The sequence below is a fragment of the Pseudomonas cedrina subsp. cedrina genome, assembly GCF_001983175.1.
Lineage (GTDB): Bacteria > Pseudomonadota > Gammaproteobacteria > Pseudomonadales > Pseudomonadaceae > Aquipseudomonas > Aquipseudomonas cedrina.
Genome location: NZ_MNPW01000002.1, coordinates 388,821 through 408,993, shown reverse-complemented (window position 1 = coordinate 408,993; position 20,173 = coordinate 388,821). Strand labels below are relative to the sequence as shown.

20 protein-coding genes are annotated in these 20,173 nt (G+C 53.0%); all 20 read right to left on the bottom strand.

Translation table 11 applies throughout. The features are described from left to right. Positions 1-7: 7 nt before the first annotated feature. Entirely contained in the window at positions 8-703 is a 696-nt protein-coding gene (locus BLL36_RS04975) for a hypothetical protein (protein ID WP_130925961.1), read from the bottom strand. Beyond that, entirely contained in the window at positions 678-1,925 is a 1,248-nt protein-coding gene (locus tag BLL36_RS04970) for a hypothetical protein (protein ID WP_076950363.1), read from the bottom strand. Before BLL36_RS04970 ends, BLL36_RS04975 begins: the two co-directional genes overlap by 26 nt. A 30-nt stretch (positions 1,926-1,955) precedes the next feature. Further along, positions 1,956-2,891, bottom strand: a complete 936-nt coding sequence (locus BLL36_RS04965) for a Gfo/Idh/MocA family oxidoreductase (protein WP_076950362.1) — start codon at positions 2,889-2,891, stop codon at positions 1,956-1,958. Positions 2,892-2,903: 12 nt separating this feature from the next. Further along, positions 2,904-3,887, bottom strand: coding sequence for a Gfo/Idh/MocA family oxidoreductase (locus tag BLL36_RS04960; protein WP_076950361.1), 984 nt, complete (start codon positions 3,885-3,887; stop codon positions 2,904-2,906). Between the two features lie 30 nt (positions 3,888-3,917). Further along, positions 3,918-4,679 carry an oxidoreductase gene (locus BLL36_RS04955; RefSeq protein WP_076950360.1) on the bottom strand — a complete coding sequence of 254 codons (762 nt, stop codon included), beginning with the start codon at positions 4,677-4,679 and terminating at the stop codon, positions 3,918-3,920. Further along, positions 4,666-5,367, bottom strand: coding sequence for an acylneuraminate cytidylyltransferase family protein (locus BLL36_RS04950; RefSeq protein WP_076950359.1), 702 nt, complete (start codon positions 5,365-5,367; stop codon positions 4,666-4,668). The genes BLL36_RS04955 and BLL36_RS04950 overlap by 14 nt, the downstream gene beginning before the upstream one ends. Continuing rightward, positions 5,364-6,377: a Gfo/Idh/MocA family protein gene (locus BLL36_RS04945; RefSeq protein ID WP_076950358.1), complete on the bottom strand. Its 1,014-nt coding sequence runs from the start codon at positions 6,375-6,377 to the stop codon at positions 5,364-5,366. Before BLL36_RS04945 ends, BLL36_RS04950 begins: the two co-directional genes overlap by 4 nt. Continuing rightward, positions 6,374-7,420 carry a nucleotidyltransferase family protein gene (locus tag BLL36_RS04940; protein ID WP_076950357.1) on the bottom strand — a complete coding sequence of 349 codons (1,047 nt, stop codon included), beginning with the start codon at positions 7,418-7,420 and terminating at the stop codon, positions 6,374-6,376. The genes BLL36_RS04945 and BLL36_RS04940 overlap by 4 nt, the downstream gene beginning before the upstream one ends. Beyond that, positions 7,417-8,106 carry an acetyltransferase gene (locus BLL36_RS04935; RefSeq protein WP_076950356.1) on the bottom strand — a complete coding sequence of 230 codons (690 nt, stop codon included), beginning with the start codon at positions 8,104-8,106 and terminating at the stop codon, positions 7,417-7,419. The genes BLL36_RS04940 and BLL36_RS04935 overlap by 4 nt, the downstream gene beginning before the upstream one ends. After that, positions 8,106-9,188, bottom strand: coding sequence for an N-acetylneuraminate synthase (gene neuB / locus BLL36_RS04930; RefSeq protein ID WP_076950355.1), 1,083 nt, complete (start codon positions 9,186-9,188; stop codon positions 8,106-8,108). The genes BLL36_RS04935 and neuB overlap by 1 nt, the downstream gene beginning before the upstream one ends. 3 nt (positions 9,189-9,191) lie before the next feature. Next, the gene (gene neuC / locus BLL36_RS04925; protein ID WP_076950354.1) at positions 9,192-10,346 is read right to left on the bottom strand and encodes a UDP-N-acetylglucosamine 2-epimerase; all 1,155 of its coding nucleotides are present in this window, start codon (positions 10,344-10,346) and stop codon (positions 9,192-9,194) included. Continuing rightward, positions 10,343-11,494 (bottom strand): LegC family aminotransferase, encoded by a 1,152-nt coding sequence (locus tag BLL36_RS04920; protein WP_076950353.1) that lies wholly within the window; start codon positions 11,492-11,494, stop codon positions 10,343-10,345. Before BLL36_RS04920 ends, neuC begins: the two co-directional genes overlap by 4 nt. A gap of 9 nt (positions 11,495-11,503) precedes the next feature. Continuing rightward, positions 11,504-12,484 (bottom strand): NAD-dependent 4,6-dehydratase LegB, encoded by a 981-nt coding sequence (locus BLL36_RS04915; RefSeq protein WP_076950352.1) that lies wholly within the window; start codon positions 12,482-12,484, stop codon positions 11,504-11,506. A gap of 693 nt (positions 12,485-13,177) precedes the next feature. After that, on the bottom strand, positions 13,178-13,378 hold the full coding sequence (locus BLL36_RS04910) for a lipopolysaccharide assembly protein LapA domain-containing protein (RefSeq protein WP_394329472.1): 201 nt from the start codon (positions 13,376-13,378) through the stop codon (positions 13,178-13,180). 65 nt (positions 13,379-13,443) lie between these two features. Beyond that, positions 13,444-13,740, bottom strand: a complete 297-nt coding sequence (gene ihfB, locus BLL36_RS04905; RefSeq protein WP_003218804.1) for an integration host factor subunit beta — start codon at positions 13,738-13,740, stop codon at positions 13,444-13,446. A 132-nt stretch (positions 13,741-13,872) separates the two neighbouring features. Further along, positions 13,873-14,157 carry a hypothetical protein gene (locus tag BLL36_RS04900; protein ID WP_076950350.1) on the bottom strand — a complete coding sequence of 95 codons (285 nt, stop codon included), beginning with the start codon at positions 14,155-14,157 and terminating at the stop codon, positions 13,873-13,875. Between the two features lie 159 nt (positions 14,158-14,316). Next, complete coding sequence (gene rpsA, locus BLL36_RS04895) at positions 14,317-16,008, bottom strand: 30S ribosomal protein S1 (protein WP_012722933.1); 1,692 nt, start codon at positions 16,006-16,008, stop codon at positions 14,317-14,319. Between the two features lie 119 nt (positions 16,009-16,127). Next, the gene (gene cmk, locus BLL36_RS04890) at positions 16,128-16,817 is read right to left on the bottom strand and encodes a (d)CMP kinase (protein ID WP_012722932.1); all 690 of its coding nucleotides are present in this window, start codon (positions 16,815-16,817) and stop codon (positions 16,128-16,130) included. Beyond that, a complete protein-coding gene (locus BLL36_RS04885) occupies positions 16,814-19,024 on the bottom strand; it encodes a bifunctional prephenate dehydrogenase/3-phosphoshikimate 1-carboxyvinyltransferase (protein WP_231998994.1) in 2,211 nt (736 codons plus the stop codon). The genes cmk and BLL36_RS04885 overlap by 4 nt, the downstream gene beginning before the upstream one ends. Positions 19,025-19,052: 28 nt before the next feature. After that, complete coding sequence (gene hisC, locus BLL36_RS04880; RefSeq protein WP_076950348.1) at positions 19,053-20,165, bottom strand: histidinol-phosphate transaminase; 1,113 nt, start codon at positions 20,163-20,165, stop codon at positions 19,053-19,055. Positions 20,166-20,173 lie beyond the last annotated feature (8 nt).

Sequence of the window (20,173 nt, the reverse complement as noted above, 5' to 3'; positions counted from 1 at the left end):
CAAAAAATCATATGATTTCCCAAATTTCGTTGTCAGCATCCTCGAAAGAAAGCGCCTCTTTAACTGCGGTATACACAAGCTCATTTCCTAACCCATTCAAATGATGATTGTCACTCAAAAAAATATCATCGGAGGTCCCAGCATAGCACTCTGCTAAAAAGCCACTCGGAAATGTCGATGCTAGCAAATCATTATATTCCTTGATCGCCCCTAGGATCAGTGGATTTTTCTTTATATAGGCCATTGACGGCGGTGCAATGGGCACTACCAAAAACTTCGAATCAGGAAAACTTTCTTGTAGCTTTACAAGGTTAGAGCTGAACTGCTCGGACTTTACATACCGAATACCACGTTTGGATATAAGCCAGGAATAGTTCCTCTTCACCCAGCGATGTATCAGTTCGCTAAGGAACCTCGGCATCCTTAACAATAAGGACAGTTCAGATTTTTTTATCGCACGGGGATAGCAGTCGACAATACCAACCTGAACAACTACCAAGTCAGCTTTAATCACTTTATAATAATCAGCTACTAGGGACACCAACTGATTGGTATCCATGCCTGGAACACTGACAATCCGAAACCGACAATATTTCGAATATTGATCGGCAAGGCGATATGTCCAACATTGCTCATCATTGATTACTTCAGGTAATACCCTCGGCAGTCCAAGCGAATCAGTTATTATAAGTATTTTTTTCATGCCTTCCCCCTATTCCCTTTAGCAAGTAAACAGCCAAAATACCCACAAGTATCGCATTCAGGAGAGGAAGAAAAATTAGCAGTCCTGAGCGGATGAAAAGGTATGCATAAACAAAGGACATAGAAAGGCCAAGCGCCATTAATCCCAAGTACGCGATAGCTAAAATACGCTCCAGGCGTTGGGCAAGGTAAAAGTTACACACCATCCCAAGGCATATTAGCAAAGTTTTAACAGTTAACATTGAAAACAGAATACCAAAAAGGTCCCAGCCGAACCGATGAATAATTAGCAAAAAAATGGTTATAGCCAGCATAAACGCGATTGCCACTCCAAATAAACAGATAATGTACTTCTTCGTCATCGACTTAAAATCGGAGTGATGCTCTCCCTCTTTTCCACTGAGTCGATTTAGAAGCCCAGGAGTGAAATAGTAAAGCACTGAGGTCATACCAAGAAAATAGATATTCGTGAGAACATCAATATATTGAAAATCTGCTCTCGTTTTTTCAGAAGCATCTAATGCGCTCAATACAAGGCGATCGGAGGTCAATACAACCACCAGCCCACTGGCCATGAGAAACATGTACTTCGAAGAGTTTAAGATCTTAAAAAAAAGCTTGCGCATCAATACAGGAGAAGGCTGAGTGGTATTCAGTGTAGATAAACAAAATAAGTAGAGCGAGCATACAACTAGTGAAGCCGCCCCTGCCCAAGCACCGAAGAACCTAATTTCTAGTGCTATATCCGATCTCAACCAAGTTAGCAGGGAAAAAGCAACAAAGAACACCGATGCCCACGCCACATTTAGCGCGTTTAGTAAATTATCCATTCCCTTTAGCCTGAAAACCGTTTGGCAAGATGTTTTGAGGTGATTGATACCACCAATGAATAACCCGCTCATTAAGTAGAAATTACTTCGGAAGACCATTGCCGACAGAACAAGTATTACTGCTATAACCGCCGAAAAATAAAGCTCCAACCTTAAAATATTTTCCTTCTCATCCCCGCTTATACAAATCGCGCCATCGCGTATTGCACCATTGTGAAACCCAAATGCCAAAAAGGTACTATAGGAAATAACAATGAACGCAATACTTGAATCTGCGAGTATCTGCTGGCTAGCTAGATTCGTAAAGAATAGGGTCAGCAACGCAACCAGCGAAAATTCACTATAAGTAGCCACGACGTACTTGATGGCGCCCGCTCGACTTTCGACTCTCATAAGGTAACGCCAAGCATCATTGCAATTAAATCAATCATAAGCGGCAATACGTGCGTAGAGCCTACTCTTTTTCAAGTGTTCTGTTAACGAACACAGGTTTGCTTCATCACAGCGCAAAAAGTGAGCGACTTGGAGGTATAACCCTGGCTTATACTTCGCATCCAACTCTTCATCGACATCCACCGCCTCTATCGCGACACTATTAAGCAGTTGGACTTGCAATTTCTCTAGGGGTTTAAAAATAAAACGTCGTTTGCGAGTGAGTACTTCTACAGCCCAACGGCCCGGCGCCTCCCAGTCACCTGAGTAAGAAAATAGTGCGCCCTGCTCGGTTACTCCTGCGCCGGCAAATCGAGCAGCTCGGCTGTGCCAAGGTAAGCTACCGCCAGTAAAGGTAGCAATTTCCCGAGGTGTGCCCCCCAAATAAAAAGCCAAGTCAGTAATGTGACTAGTATTGGAAAAAAACCAGTTTTCCTTGACCCCGTCAGCTTTAAAGATTTTTTGGACGGTGTCAGCCCACTCGGTGAGTTCAAAACTGAAACTAGTAACTCCACCATCTTCCTCGATCAGTTCACGTGCCTTGATTACCGTGGCGAGAAAGCGACGGTTGTAGGCAATATAAATGGAAGCAAAGTTCATCTGAGCAAGTATTTGAAGTCGCTCGATAGCCTCTAACGTCATTCCACCAGGTTTTTCCACTAATAAATTTTTCACTCCGTTTTCTACGAGGCATGCTGTAGTTCGCTCCAATTGGTCAACGCTGACGGCAACTATTGCATGGCTTATAGAATGCGCAGACGAAAGAAATGCCTCGATACCTCCTACAAATGGCTGAATACCAATACTTGCGTTGAAGCTGTCTGCTGACTGCTGGCTACGCCCTACCACGACGAAAGGTTTGCCCATACTTTGCAGCACTTTTGCATATTGAATGGCCATAGGGCCAGCACCGACTAGCAGAATCATAGGGAACCTAAATCAAGTAATTGGGCAAAGGGTGTATGCGTGACCGTCTTGCTTCCTGAAAAACTCAAGCATTTCTTGCAAGAACGGCGCATGTAGCGACGCTGACTCACTAAAAGAAGTTAGTTCGCAGGAGCTGTTCTCACCCGCGAGTAACTGGCGGCCGACTCTGTGGGACAACTGGCTCTGATAAAGGACCGAGAAAGGTATTATTTCCCTTGCCCCGCTCTCTTTCGTCCGAAACGAACACTCTCCCGAAGCCTCGCTGACGTCAATGACAAATCGCTCTGTCTCAATCAAAATACTCAAGGGCACCGGATCGGTAGCTGTAAAAGACGTCAAAGAAAAAACTCGTGCTCCCGAACCACCCCTCAATGTGCCTGTTACCTCCTTGTAACCAGAGCGCTTGCTTCCAACAATAGTATCGTCTAGGCCAGAGGTGTCGAGCATATAGCTCTGCTGCCCACTGAGCATAGCCCATAGGTCGATAAAATGAATCGCGTTGCACGCAAGCCCCCAGTTGCTGCCCTGGACTTGAAGATTAAACTTCTGTTCATCTATCAAACGGTTTCGCAACGTGAGGTAAATTGGAAACATCCGACGTGGGCAATTAACCCACGCTTGCGTACCTACGGAAAGTAAAAGCTGGCTCGCATCGTCTAACTGCTCAACAGACTGGAATAACACTTTTTCGAGAACTAACTGACGTACGCGTGCATGGGATAAGAGAGCCTTGAGTACCTGCAAGCGACAATTTGCATTAGTTGCGATAATGCAGAAGTCAATGTCACGTTTTACACCGCTAAAATCCGCCAGAAACTCGATGGATTTTATACGTGGAGACTTAACAACTTGTCTCCAGCGTTCCTGAACTATAAGAAGCGCCTCCGATGAGGGATCTACCACCTGAATAGACACATCGGAAAAATCCGAAAGCGCCAATGCTTGCAGATGACGACTACCTAACTGTCCCGCACCTACTAGTAAAAAATTCAACATATTAGCACTGTCATCTTTAATAAATGTGAGTTAAAGACTGAAACCGTCATCAACAATGATATTTTGGCCGTTTACATAACGAGCGCTATCGGAAAGCAAAAATTTGATCGAGCCGATTACGTCCTCGATATCGAGCATTCCTCTACCCAATGTCTGCTTCTTGTATTGTTCAAGGAACTGCTCAGGTTGGTGATCATAAATCCCGCCAGGACTTACGCTATTCGACCTGAATGCGCTGTCCCCAACATAGCTAGTTACATACTTGCTCAAATGAAGAAGCGCAGCTTTTATAGCCGCGTACTCAACCGGCATCGTCATCGGTGTATTGTCGTAAACCTCAAATTTCGGCGCAACAACACCATATATCGATGAAATGTTAACCAAGGAGAACGGTATCTGCACACGTTTAAAATACGCTGCGCACTGTTGTATGAAGAAGAAAGAAGAGCCTAAATGCAGAGAAACGTTCTCATTGAAATCTGCGAGTGACACGTCAAAAAACTTCGCCCCATAACGCTTATTTCGCGGGTAAGAGCAATTAACCGCTCCATCGACATCATTAATAGTGGCAAAAAAATCCACCACGGAAGTCGTATCGTTCAGGTCGAGCGCTATACACGAAAGGGAAGGGCTATTAGTATCCAGCCCCAGAGACACTAGACGCTTTTTCATCAAATCAAGGCTGATGTCAGCTGCAATCACCTGAGCGTCATCATTCACCAACGCCGCTGCCAGTTTACTTCCAAGCAATCCGCCTGCGCCCGCCACTAGAAACTTCTTACCTTCCAACATAGTTATTCTCTTTATCAGCCAGAAGCATCTCAGCCATTTTGAAATCATAGATATCGTCGATATCAACGGCTCTATGTCGGGGTACTATTACCGACCTGACTCGCCCTGAAAAGATCCGCTCATTGGTTAAAATGAAGGTGGGGGTCGCCACATAGGCCACCGTTGTCATGTCGTAAACTGCGGGAGCGTCCTGGCGCCGGTGCGCACTGCTGCCTGAACACACAAGTTGACTCACACCGTCTGAATCTCGAACTACCATATTGAAAAACGGACTGCGCGAGGCGGGAGTCACAGTAACGACAACATCGGTGTGTCGGTCTATACATGCGAGGCACTGCTCAACATCTTCGACGCTACGCAGCGGGCTCGTTGCAGGCAAACTGACAAACACGTCGAACTTGTGGCCTTGTGCATGTAGATAACTAATGGCGTGACGCCAAGCCAACCACTCAGGTGCTGTATCCGTCGCTAATTCGTCAGGCCTCCTAATGACTGTCACGCCGTAGGTCTCGGCGATTACCGCAATCTCATCTGAGTCTGTGGACACAAAGATTCTGTCGATACCTGCAACTTGCTGCGCAACACGGATGGAGTGCGCAATCAACGGGTGGCCGCCGAGCATTCGAATATTTTTTCCTGGCAGCCCTTTGGAGTTGCCTCGCGCAAAAATGAAGGCGTATACGCTCATGCTTGAATATCTCCAATGTTGACGACTTGACCTGTTGATGCAGACATCTTCATCGCCTCAATCAGGCGGAGTGCCGCCAGACCATCTTTAAGTCCGATGGCCGGAGCCGCCAAACCTGCGGCAACTATTGCAAAATGACGTAATTGATCAAGGTACATATTATTGCGGTCGTAGTCAGGGCTCTCAAATAGAACTTGCCGCTGATTCCTGTCCGTGTGCAAGATAATGCTATTATTCAAAATATCCCAATAGAGAGTGCCAAGCTGCCCAACAACTTTGCAGATTCGTACCGGCGCTCGCTGAAGAAAATCCATATGTACATTGACGACTAAATGGTCATCCCGAACGAGAAGTGCGTCAACGCTATCCTCCACGTCAATTTCGAGGTCGCCCGTATGACGGGTGACGCAATATACTGTTTTGAATGAACCGAACAGCCATCCGAGATAGTCGAGCTCGTGACTGAGCTCCAATAACACGCCGCCGCCCAATTCGTGTCGGGCGGATACATTCTTGCGGTAGTCACTAGCAGGGCGCCAGTCGGGTAGAAACTGACCAACATCGACGGCTACACTGCGAACCTCGCCCACAGCGGCCTCCTCTAGGAGGGCCTTGAACCTGATGGCCGAAGACATGAAACGTAGATTGTAGGCGATTTCGATCCGATCAAGGTTATTCGTCAGCACATCACGGTAAGCTGAAAGTCGTTGCAACGAATCAGAGACGGGCTTCTCAATCAGGACAGGCACTTTCGCACACACTAAACGTGCGGCATGCTCTACATGCCAGGGCGCGGGCGAAGCGATAATTGCGAACAACAATTTATCCTGCAGCGCAGCGTCGATGGATGAATAGATTATATCGCATCCCACCTCGTCAATAGACAACGTCCTGCCCGAAGCGGACACACAACCGACACGCACAGAAGCGAACAACATTTTAATGTTGCTGATATGACGTTTTGCAATACTGCCGCTTCCAACTACCAGGCAAGTGAATTGCTCACTCATAACGTGCCAAACTCTTGCTGAGCACGTTGAAAATCTTCCATCCGGCCAATATCCAACCAGTACTCATGAACAGGGAACATATTGACATCGCGGCCAGCCTCTATTTCACGCTCCAGTAGAGTTGGCATGTCTACACGGTTACCGGCGGCCACACTTTTAACCAGTGCAGGAGATAACAGGTAAATGCCGGCATTGATAAAAAACCGATGAATCGGCTTCTCAATCATTGATAGAATTCGATGCCCCTCATTTTCAATGACCCCATACGGCACGCAATACTCGTATTCGCGCACGCACATAGTTGCGGAGCCTGGGTGCTCATCATGAAACTCTAGGAGATTTTCAAAATTGAGCGTTGTCAACAAATCCCCATTCATAAGAAAGAGCGGGAGATCAATCTCATGATGTGGAAGCAACCCCAGCGCACCGCCTGTCCCCAGAGGCTCATCCTCATGGACATAGCGAATCGAGACCCCCCACTGACTCCCATCTCCAAAATGCTCTCGGATCATCTCAGGCATGTAATGGGTCGAGATGAAAAAGCGATGGAATCCGGAACTGATAAAACGCTCGAGAATCAGTTCAAGGATTGGTTTTTCGCCTACCTTGAGCAGTGGCTTTGGACAGTTTTGTGTCAGGGGCCGCAAACGAGTCCCGAACCCTCCGGCCATAAGAAATACCGGGTTATCGCGTCTCTGCCGGTTTAACAGATCATGCAGTGTTTCAAGGCCAATTACCCGCCCGTTAGGGTCCACAACCGGTAGTTGCAATAACTGGTATTTTTCCATGACCGCTAAAATCCGGTCTCGGTTCCAGTCCAGGCCCGCTGTACGCGGCGTGGTGCATATTATTTCTTGAATAGGCGTTGTCAGCGGTCGCTGTCTCAATAATGCCCTGCGTACATCACCATCAGTCAGCGTCCCCAACAAGCGGCGCTCCTGATCCACCACCATAACAATACGCGCCGCAGCCCGATCAAGCGTTGCGATGGCCTCCTCCATTGAGCACTCTGGACCGACGAGTGTTAACTCCCACTGCTTCATTGATTACCTTCTCTATGTTTCTCGTCGGAAACGGATCTGAGACGCACCGCTTTTCCTAATAAAATACTGTTGGCAGCCAGGTCACGAACCATAACTGTCCCGGCACCGACAATCGAGTATTCGCCCAACATCAGCCCTTGAATCACTGTTGAACCGGCACCCACAAATGCACCGCTGCCAATCCGAACGTTCCCACACAGGGTAGCGCCGGGGGCGATATGTACATGGGCAGCCACGTTGCAATCATGGTCCACGCTTGCTCCAGTATTAATGATGGTATTGCATCCAAGGGTCACATCCGGCTGGATAACTGCACCCGCCATTATCTGTACTCCTTGGCTTAGAACGACAGACTCATCAACAAAAGCAGCAGGGTGAACGAGTGGCGGAAATTGAAATCCCTTGCCCACTGCCGATTCATAAACGTGTTGTCGCAGATTACTCCCCACAACCTGACCGATGCCGTTTATCAGACCAACGCGCGTGTGATCAAGCTGGTCCAATACCTCATCCCCACCCAACACGGTTAGCCCACGCCACTCCAGGATGCCCAAACGATGAAGCTCTGGATCACAGACGCCCATTACGGGCACGTCAGAAGCATTGGCGAGTGAAAGCAGCACTTTCGCGTGCCCGCCAGCGCCCAGCATAACCAGAAGCGATGACGAGTCTGAAGGCTGGCTCATTACTTGATGATCTCGCCAGTTTGCACCGCGAACTCACTACGAGTGCCGACCAATTCCCACAAGGCAGTGGGCGGTAAACCCGAGCCGGCGCGAGCTGTGGTCAAATCATCCCTGGCAATAATGGAACCTTGAGCAATATCACGCGCCGCCACAACCTGCTGTCGTGCGGCCCTGCGGGTGTCCCACTCACTGGGTTGAGGTGTCTTGCAGGCATCACCCAGCGCCAACTCCAGCACACGGATCTGGCTGATCATCGCCTTTAACTCATCAGGCTCAAGTGAGGCCTTGTGATCCGGTCCTGGCATAGAGCGATCCAACGTGAAATGTTTTTCAATGATCCTGGCACCGCGGGCTACTGCCGCTACAGAAATCAAGGCGCCCTCCGTATGATCAGAATAACCAACTGCCAGATCGAATGCTTTCAGTGTATCCATTGCTCGCAAGTTCACTTCCACCCAGGGAGTAGGATACTGGGAAGTGCAATGCAACAATGTGACATGGCCTTTAAGACGTGCCCGCGCCTGAGGTTGGCTCCAGTTTTTCCAAACCTCGTCCATATTCGCGGGCTCTCGATCAGCCGCCAAGGCATGCGCGACGATAGCAAGGCCTTGCTCGACCTCGCTCAACGTAGCCATGCCCGTTGATAGCACTAGTGGCTTTCCAGTATGCGCAAACTGCCACAGCAGCGGACCATTCGTAAGTTCACCGGATGGCACTTTGAAAAATGGCAACCCCATCTCAGACAAAAACGTCAGGCTTTCGGTGTCGAACGCCGTGGATAGAAACTCAATGCCGCTGCGATGCGCATGTGCCTGCAAGTCAGCGTGCCATTCTTTGGGCAATTCGAGCTTTTTTAACATGGCGAGTTGGCTTTCTGCCGCGTCGGTACTCTGCTTTTGGTAAGAGGCCTTGGGAGCAGCCTTTGATGCCAGACGTACGGCATCGAAAGTTTGAAACTTCACCGCATCAGCACCCGCTGCAGCGGCCGCGTCAACGAGAGCAAACGCGAGGTCACGCTCACCGTTATGGTTAACGCCAGCTTCCGCGATGATATAGACCGAGTCTTGGTTGGATGCTTTCATGGTTTAGCTCAAATCGTGAAATGACTTGTGGTATTCCCCATTGAAACTCTCAAGCACGCCCACTATGCCACGAGCAGCATCGCCAGCGCCGTAGGGGTTGATCGCCTGTTTACAGGTTTCAGCGAATACGTCGCTCAGTGCATGGCGGATTGCGCCCTCAATCGATTGCGCGTCAGGTGCGCAATTGATAACAGAGGCCGAGGATAAGCGCCCGTTCTGCCGAGCACCTATATTAACTGTCGGTACACGAAAAGCCGGTACTTCGATGATACCGCTTGAAGAGTTACCTATAACCGCATCAGCCAATGCTACCACGCTCAAATAGCGCCTAAATCCGAGCGAAGGAATTGCCTTCACTCGCTCAGGGTTGCGCTGCGCATACTCTTCTAGAAGGGGAATGATCGCACGACCGCCATTATCAGCATTGGGGTAGGTAATAATGACCTTGTGTCCAGGAAACTGATCCAGCGCCGACAGTAACGCCTGAAAGCTTTGGGTGGGATCTTCCTCGAGCAAGGTAACCGGATGATAAGTCACTAACAGGAGCGGGCCATCCAACGTGAACTCCAGACTCTGGGACAGCTCCTCCTGAGTCATTCGCGGACTGCGGAACAGATGGTCAAGCCCGACGGCGCCCGCATTAAACACGCGCTCTGGCGCTTCCCCCATCTGAATCACGCGTTGCCGGTACGGTTCAGTAGCTACAAAGTGAAAGAACGCCATCTTGGTGATGGCGTGTCGGATGGCGTCATCGTAGGCGCCCTCGGTAATCTCACCGCCATGCAGATGCGCAACTGGAATCTTCATAATCAATGCCGCTTGCACGATCGCAAGCGCCTCGAACCGATCTCCCAGCACGATCAGGATCTCAGGGCGCAATCGGTCCAAGGCATCGGCAAAACCCAGCGTACCGAGGCCCATCGACTTGACAACACCAACATCGGTGTCGGACGAGAGGAGCATTTCAACCTTTGCGTCAATGGTGAACCCGTCGGTTTCTATGCTTCTCCAGGTTTCACCAAACTCAGGCGAAAGGTGCATACCACTCACAATTACCTGCAGCGCCAAGCTTTCACTGGCCTGAATGTCTTTCATCAACCAATAGAGCAAACCATACTCGGCGCGCGTGCCAGTGAATACTGCAACATTACGCTTCAAACCTGCAGCTCCGGCACAACGCTACTCGGCAAATTCACGACCCGCTGCTCGAGCCATAATGCGTTAGTCAGTTCACCTTGCAGGCTTGAGGAGTAAGCAGGTAGATGACTCATCAGCTTCCATATCGGCCGCGTCATGACCCCAGCCTGATTGCTGAAAGCCAGCAGCTCATCGCGTTGCTGGAGGTCCTCGCAGATCACTGCGTTAAGCCAATAATTGGAACGACATCCTTGTGGCTCGACAACGAACTGAAGGGCGCTACCCTTTAGAAATGACTGGTAACGGCTCGCAAGAACACGCTTGGCGGCAATAAAAGAATCCAGTTGTTCAAGCTGGGCGCACCCCAACGCGGCATTAAGGTTGGGAAGACGATAGTTGTAGCCAACTTCATCATGCACGTACTCGTAAGGATGAGCCTGTTTAGCAGTGGTAGTCAGGTGTTTAGCCCGAGCGCCCAACGTTTCACCGGCCAGAATCATGCCCCCCCCGCCCGTAGTGATGGTTTTATTACCATTGAAACTCAAGGTACCCACGGCGCCAAATGTACCGGTATGACGCCCTTTATAAAGGCTACCCAAGGACTCGGCAGCATCCTCGACGACCACCAGCCCCCAGCGTGCGCAAAGGTCAATCAACAGATCCAGTTCAACAGGGTGCCCAAAAGTATGCATGGGCAGACAGGCACGAATTATCCTGCCGCCTTCATTAGCCCGACATGTTCCGTCGTCATCCAGATACGCAAACTCCCGCAGCCACTGCTCCATGGCTACCGGCGAAAGCCCCAGTGTGTGTTTGTCGACGTCGATAAACACAGGCTCTGCACCGCAGTAAGCAATGGCGTTGCACGTGGCAACGAAGGTGAGAGGCTGCGTCAGCACCAAGTCACCGGCCTTTACGCCGGCCAACATCAGTGCAACATGCAAGGCGGCAGTGCCATTGACAGTCGCCACTGCGCGCGGGCTGCCAGTATAAGCTTGCATATCATGCTCGAATCGATCAACAAACGCGCCAACGCTGGAAACAAACGTCGATTCTATAGTTTCGTTAACGTAGCGTTTTTCGTTTCCGCCAAATATCGGCGCGTGCAGCGGAATGAACTCATTGGTGCGGTACTGTTCCCGCACAAATTTCACCAGGGAGTCGAGCATAACGGCGCCTCAGACGTTGTAGAGATCGGCTTTGTATTTAGCCAGGTTCTCAGGCTGAGTAAACCAATCGATGGTTTCCTGAAGCCCTTGGCGGATCGAGTACTGCGGCTGAAAGCCCGTGAGGCCTTGGATCTTGGTGTTATCACACCATAGCCTGAAAACTTCAGACTTCTCAGGGCGCAGGCGCTGGTCATCCATCAAGAATTCGACATCACTGTTCATCAGCTCACGAATGAGATTTAGTGTATCCCCCACGGTGATTTCAAAGTTCGAGCCGATATTGACGATTTCGCCCACAGCCTTGTCGCAGCGCAAGAGCTCCAGGAATCCGCGGCAAGTGTCAGCAACATAATTGAAGTCGCGCGTGGGTGAAACGTCACCGAGCTTGATCTGCCTCTTGCCACTGGCGATCTGCGTAATGATTGTAGGAATGACCGCTCGCGCAGACTGCCGAGGCCCATAAGTGTTAAAAGGGCGAGCAATGGTTAAAGGCAAGTCAAACGCATTGAAAAAGCTCATGGCCATCGCATCAGCACCCATCTTCGAAGCGCTGTAAGGCGACTGCGGCTGAAGCGGATGATTTTCATCGATAGGAACGTACTGAGCGGTACCGTAGACTTCGCTGGTAGAAGTATGTATTACCCGCTGCACACCGTTATCTATCGCAGCCTGACAAATATTCAGTGTACCTTTGACGTTAGTATCCACATAACTGTCGGGCGCCACATAGGAGTAAGGAATAGCGATTAACGCGGCCAGGTGAAAAACGGCATCAACACCTTTGGTGATGTGTTTGCAATAATGCGGATCGCGCACATCACCATTTAACACTTCAATGTCTTTCAGACAGCTTACATCCTCAAGCCACCCCCAGTAATTAAAAGAATTATACTGAGACAACGCTTTGACCTTGTACCCTTCCCGAACCAGAAGTTCCGTCAGATGCGATCCAATAAATCCATCTGCCCCGGTTACCAAAACTGTCTTCATCATTTCACCTTAACTTTAAACTTAACTGAGGCATGACTTCGCTATACGACATGAGCAAAAAAAGCCTTCACGCTAGCAATACGAGCATTCAACACCTGAGAATGCATCGGCCTTTTCTACCCACAATTTACAGACTTTGACTTCATAAAACCAGTATTTAGGCGTCCCTCCGCCTTAAGCGAGACAGGACAACCCAGGCCGCATGCCACCTCAGATCGTGATTCCGCGCCAGGACGAAGAGAGAAATCCTCCAGCCCCCCTACCCGCATGAGCCAATTCCGACACAGATCACAACCTCTGAATCACTGGAATCTACCGCGCAAGAACTACAGCTACGCTTAATAAAATTCGAAGCGTGGGGGATATTAAAAAACAACTCAACAATTACTAAAACCATGCCCCACACACGACAACGAACCTGCCGCCAGACTCGACTAGCAACTACTTTACTTAAGAAACTTCCAATAACTGGAGATACGGAGCACAGTACGACCTGTCATCGTGCAGCATCACCCGAGATTTTCAACAACGACGAAAACAACGATACGCCGCATCACTACAAACAGCACGCGCACCGAGGACGAGAAAAGACATTAAAAGCTATTAAAACAAGCCTTACCCTATCTCCCCACGCCGCCTGAAAAGCGCACGTTGGGACCCGCCAACTTCCAGAAGAAAGCGGCACCCTGCAAGCTAGCTACCAGAAGATACTGACCGACGACGAGCCTTACGCTGGAAAGCCAAACCAAGAAGAGGCCCGAGCAAAAGACCGATAATTAGCGAGATTATAATGAATACAGATACTGGAACTTGGGGCGTAGCCCAACCAAAAAAAGAAAGAGCAAGAGCCTGCTGGTTCTCCAGGACAAATGCTAAAACACTCAACACAATCATCAGCAAAATTATCGCCAGCAGAGCCCGCTTAGCTTGATGCATATTCCCCCCTAATCCAAATCGACTTAGACACCCTCTTCCTCATCCTCGTTAACCCGATCCCGCAACTCCTTCCCCGGCTTAAAGTGAGGAACGAATTTGCCGTCAAGGCTGACGGACTGCCCGGTCTTTGGGTTGCGACCGACACGCGGCGCTCGGTAGTGCAACGAAAAGCTCCCAAACCCACGAATCTCAATCCTGTCCCCAGTCGCTAAACACTGAGACATTTGCTCAAGCATGGTCTTGATAGCCAGCTCCACATCCTTGGATGAGAGCAGCCCTTGATGGGTGACAATTCGTTCGATCAACTCCGACTTCGTCATATTTTTCCCTTCTTTTTCAAGCAGCTAGGAAAAGCGCTTCGAAGGTTTTAGCATGACTTGATGGATTTGAACAGCCCGCTTGGCAACTTATCTTTAGGATAGATGGCAACTTGCCAAGGGCGCATTCCTGGGTCAATTGCAGATCACCAACATCGTCCGCGTTACCGCGCCAGCCGGATTCCAGCCGAACAGGTAATCGCCCTCTTCGTCCTTGGCGTCGCTGGATCGGGTGATGACCTTGTAGCCCTGCATCTTGCACTCGCGGGCGGCGCGCTTCTCGCACTTCTCCCATTTGTTGCCAAGGCCCGAGCAGTCGATCTCGATGCCGCTGACGCCGCGTTTGGCGTGGGTCTTGGCGCTGGTGGTGGAGCAGCCTGCAAGCATTAGCACTGCGAATATTAGGATAAGCCTGTTCATTCAATTCCTTATTGAAGCGACAGCACGGGAACCGTCTTTCTTGAAACTATAGACAGTTCTGACACTGAGCTATACGTCTTGGTTCTCAAGGTTGATTCAACGAATTTCAGGCGCAAAAAAGGGCGACCGAAGTCGCCCTTTTTTATGGTCTGACAGAACTTAGTTCTGTTTTTCCATTTGTGCACGCAACAGGTCGCCCAGAGTGGTAGGACCAGCAGCGATGCTATCCGAAGGCTTGTCTTTCAAGCTTTGGATGGCTTCTTTCTCTTCAGCATCGTCTTTCGACTTGATGGAGAGCTGGATTACACGGCTCTTGCGGTCAACGCTGATGATCTTGGCTTCTACTTCCTGGCCTTCTTTCAGTACGTTGCGCGCGTCTTCAACGCGGTCACGGCTGATTTCGGAGGCTTTCAGAGTCGCTTCGATATCGTCGGCCAGGGTGATGATGGCGCCTTTAGCGTCAACTTCTTTCACGATGCCCTTAACGATTGCGCCTTTGTCGTTGTCCTGAACGTATTCAGAGAACGGGTCGCTTTCCAGTTGCTTGATACCCAGGGAGATACGCTCGCGCTCTGGGTCAACCGACAGGATAACGGTGTCCAGCTCGTCGCCCTTCTTGAAACGACGAACAGCTTCTTCGCCCACTTCGTTCCAGGAGATGTCGGACAGGTGAACCAGGCCGTCGATGCCGCCGTCCAGACCAATGAAGATACCGAAATCGGTGATCGACTTGATGGTGCCGGAGATTTTATCGCCCTTGTTGAACTGGCCAGAGAAATCTTCCCATGGGTTAGATTTGCACTGCTTGATGCCCAGGGAGATACGACGACGCTCTTCGTCGATGTCCAGAACCATGACTTCCACTTCGTCGCCGACTTGTACGACTTTCGAAGGGTGGATGTTCTTGTTGGTCCAGTCCATTTCGGAAACGTGTACCAGGCCTTCAACGCCTTCTTCCAGCTCAGCGAAGCAGCCGTAGTCGGTCAGGTTGGTAACACGCGCGGTCACGCGGGTGCTTTCTGGGTAACGGGCTTTGATAGCGACCCATGGATCTTCACCCAGTTGCTTCAGGCCCAGGGAAACACGGTTGCGTTCGCGATCGTATTTCAGAACCTTGACATCGATCTCGTCGCCAACGTTGACGATTTCGGAAGGATGCTTGATACGCTTCCAAGCCATGTCGGTAATGTGCAGCAGGCCATCGACGCCACCCAGATCGACGAATGCGCCGTAATCGGTGAGGTTCTTGACGATACCTTTGACTTGTTGGCCTTCCTGCAGGGATTCCAGCAGAGCTTCACGCTCGGCGGAGTTCTCTGCTTCCAGGACGCTGCGACGGGAAACGACAACGTTGTTGCGCTTCTGGTCGAGCTTGATGACCTTGAATTCGAGTTCCTTGCCTTCCAGGTGCGTGGTGTCGCGCACAGGACGAACGTCGACCAAAGAACCTGGCAGGAACGCACGGATGCCGTTAACGTCGACAGTGAAGCCGCCTTTAACCTTACCGTTGATAACGCCCTTGACCACTTCTTCAGCTGCGAAGGCTGCTTCGAGAACAATCCAGCATTCAGCGCGCTTGGCTTTTTCACGGGACAGCTTGGTTTCACCGAAACCGTCTTCAACCGAGTCCAGAGCAACGTGAACTTCGTCACCGACATTGATTGTCAGATCACCAGCATCGTTGTAGAACTGTTCCAGCGGGATCAGAGCTTCAGACTTCAGACCAGCGTGAACGGTTACCCAGCGAGCTTGGTAATCGATATCAACGATAACACCGGTGATGATGGAGCCTGCCTGAAGGTTCAGGGTTTTTAGGCTTTCTTCAAAGAGTTCCGCAAAGCTTTCGCTCATTTTAATTCCTGTTGATAAGGGCGGAGAATACGCCCATCTCCACACCCCAGACGGTGTGGGTCAGTTTCAATTAAAAGAAGCGCCACAGGACTATGACTGGTCCCCTGCGGCCTTCTTGGTCACCCGGCGATATCGCGAATGGCGATCTCGCTCATGATGCGTTCCAGCACCTGCTCGATGGACAACTCCGTGGAATCCAGCTGTATGGCATCAGCCGCCGGCTTGAGCGGGGCTACTGCGCGCTGGGTATCACGCTCATCGCGCGCACGGATCTCATCTAGCAGACTCGACAGACTAACACCATCGACTTTGCCCTTCAACTGCAAGTAGCGGCGGCGCGCCCGCTCCTCGGCGCTGGCGGTGAGGAAAATCTTCAGCGGCGCCTCGGGAAACACCACGGTGCCCATGTCGCGGCCATCGGCCACCAGGCCCGGCGGCTCCTGAAATGCGCGCTGGCGTTGCAGCAAGGCATCGCGCACCGCTGGCAGCGCGGCGACCTGGGAGGCCCAGGAGCCGACCTGCTCGTTGCGCAGGTCATCGGTCACATCGTCGCCTTCCAAGATGATGCGCTGGGGATGACCTTCCGTCGCGCCAACGAACTGCACGTCGAGGTGCGCCGCCAGCAGCTTCAGGGATTCTTCGTTGGTCAGGTCGACGCCGTGGTTACGCGCCGCGAACGCCAGCAAACGGTACAGCGCGCCGGAATCCAGCAGGCACCAGCCCAGGCGCTTGGCCAGGATTCCCGCGATCGTGCCTTTGCCCGAGCCGCTTGGCCCGTCGATGGTAATCACCGGTGCTTTGATATTCACAATTGAGCCTCTTGGGCAACACGGATGCCGACTTGGGCACACAGTGTAAGAAAATTCGGAAAAGACGTAGCAACATTGGCACAGTCATGGATACGAATCGGCGCCGCAGCCCGTAGGGAAGCCACGCTGAAAGCCATGGCGATCCGGTGATCACCCTGGGCATGCACGTCACCCCCGCCCATCTGGCCGCCGTCAATGATAATCCCATCGGGCGTCGGTTCACACTTGACCCCCAATGCCAGCAGACCATCGGCCATCACCTGGATACGGTCGGATTCCTTCACGCGCAGCTCTTGAGCCCCGCGCAATACGGTGCGGCCTTCGGCGCAGGCCGCCGCGACGAACAGCACCGGGAACTCATCGATGGCCAGCGGCACCAGGGCCTCGGGAATCTCGATACCTTTCAATGCCGCCGCTCGCACGCGCAGGTCTGCCACGGGTTCGCCGCCGACTTCGCGCGGGTTTTGCAGGGTGATATCCGCGCCCATCAGCCGCAGGATGTCGATCACCCCGGTTCGTGTCGGGTTGACACCCACATGCTCCAGCAACAGCTCGGAACCCTCGGCAATCGAAGCCGCCACCAGGAAGAACGCCGCCGAGGAAATATCCCCCGGCACTTCTATATGGGTCGCCGTCAATGCATGGCCCGACTCCAGCGAAGCCGTCGCGCCCTCCACCGCCACCGGGTAGCCGAAGCCGCGCAACATGCGCTCGGTATGGTCGCGGGTTGGTGCAGGCTCGGTCACCGATGTCTTGCCTTCGGCGTAGAGCCCCGCCAGCAACAGGCTGGATTTGACTTGGGCGCTGGCCATCGGCATCGCGTAAGCCAGGCCTTTCAACGACTGGCCACCGCGGATGGTCAGCGGCGGACGCCCGTCCGGCCCGGTCTCGATCACCGCGCCCATGTCCCGCAGCGGCTTGGCCACGCGATTCATCGGGCGCTTCGACAAGGAGGCATCGCCAGTCAACACGCTGTCGAAACCCTGCGCCGCCAACAGGCCAGACAGCAAGCGCATGGAGGTGCCGGAATTACCCAGGTAGATCGGCCCCGGCGCCGCCTTCAAGCCATACAACCCTACGCCATGGATGGTCACGCGCCCATGGTGCGGGCCTTCGATCACCACGCCCATGTCGCGGAACGCCTGCAAGGTGGCCAAGGCGTCTTCGCCCTCAAGGAAACCTTCGACTTCGGTCACGCCGTCGGCCAACGAACCAAGCATGATCGACCGATGGGAGATCGACTTGTCGCCCGGCACCCGGATGCGCCCGCTCAAGCGGCCGCCCGGGTTGGCGAGGAAGGTCAGGTCATCGGCGTTCACAGCGGTTTCCATATAGGCCCGGCGTGCCAGGATCTTGCTGAAATGTTCACGCGCCACCCGCGCTCGGGTGAACACGCCCAATAATTGATGGCCATCTCCGGCATCGACCGCGTCGCGCAAGGCGTCGAGGTCGCTGCGAAAGGTGTCCAGGGTGCGCAACACCGCTTCGCGATTGGCGAGGAAGATGTCGTGCCACATCACCGGGTCGCTGCCGGCGATCCGCGTGAAATCGCGGAAGCCACCGGCGGCATAACGGAAAATCTCAAGGTTCTCGTTGCGCTTGGCCAACGAATCCACCAGGCCAAACGCCAGCAAATGCGGCAGGTGGCTGGTCGCTGCCAGCACTTCGTCGTGGCGCTCGACCTGCATATGTTCGACATCCGCGCCCAGCTCACGCCACAGGCGATCCACCACCGCCAGCGCAGCCGGGTCGGTTTGCGCCAGCGGCGTGAGGATGACCTTGTGGCGACGGAACAGCTGCGCATTGGACGCCTCCACCCCGCTCTGCTCGGAACCGGCAATCGGATGGCCCGGCACGAACCGCGCCGGCATGCCGCCAAAGGCCTGTTGCGCCGCACGCACCACATTACCCTTGGCACTGCCGACGTCCGTGAGGATCGCCTGGCCCAGATCCATGCCGGCCAGTACGGCGAGCAATTTCTCCATGGCCAGGATCGGCACGGCAAGCTGGATCACGTCGGCGCCCTGGCACGCACGCGCCAGGTCCGCTTCACAGCGATCCACCACGCCCAGCTCAACCGCCAACGCGCGCGAGCGCGGGTCCAGGTCCACGCCGACCACTTCGCCGCACAGCCCGCTCTCGCGCAGGCCTTTGGCGAAGGAGCCGCCGATCAACCCCAGGCCGACCACCACCAGGCGACCGATCATAGGCACAGCAGGTTGCAATGCAGTGACATCAACCACGAGCCAGAACCTTGGCCAGCGCCTCCAGGAAGCGGCTGTTTTCACCCGGCAGGCCGATGGTGATTCGCAGGTGGTTCGGCATACCATAGTTGGCCACCGGGCGCACGATCACGCCTTCGCGCAGCAGCCCCTGGAATACCGGGGCGGCCACCTGGCCAAGGTCGACGCAGATGAAGTTGCCCTTGGACGGAATCCAATCCAGGCCCAACTCACGGAAGCCTTCCTGCAACTGCAGCATGCCGCTTTCGTTGATGCGGCGGCCTTCTTCCAGGTACTCGGCATCTTTCACCGCCGCACAGGCCGCCGCCAGGGCGAGGCTGTTGACGTTGAACGGTTGGCGTACGCGGTTCAGCACATCGGCGACAATGGCGGTGGACAGGCCGTAGCCGACCCGCAGCGACGCCAGGCCGTAAGCCTTGGAAAAGGTGCGCGAGACCAGCAGGTTCGGGTAAGCCGCCAGGAAATCCAGGCCGTCCGGCAGGTCGCTGCCTTCGGCGTACTCGATGTAGGCTTCGTCCAGCACCACCAGCACATGCTCCGGCACGTCCTGCAGGAAGTCGTCCAGCGCCTGCGCGTCGAACCAGGTCCCGGTCGGGTTGTTCGGGTTGGCGATGAACACCACGCGGGTCTGTGCGTCGATGGCCGCCAGCATCGCCGGCAGGTCGTGGCCCCAGTCCTTCGCGGGAATGACGCGCGCATCGGCGCCGACGGCCTGGGTCACGATCGGATAGACCGCAAACGCGTGCTCGCTGAACACCGCGTTCAAGCCCGGCGCCAGGTAGGCACGGCCGACCAGCTCAAGGATGTCGTTGGAACCGTTGCCCAGGGTCACCTGGTTCAGCTCGACCCGGCACTTCTGCGCCAACAGCGACTTGAGGGCAAAACCGTTGCCATCGGGGTAGCGCGTCAGCTCGGCCAGCTCTGCATGGATCGCCGCCAATACTTTAGGGCTCGGGCCCAGCGGGTTCTCGTTACTCGCCAGCTTGACGATCTTCGCCGGATCCAGATTCAACTCACGCGCCAGCTCGTCCACAGGCTTGCCCGGAACGTAAGGCGACAGTTGTTGCACGCCCGGCTGCGCCAGGGCGAGGAAGTTGCCACTCATGTTAAAGC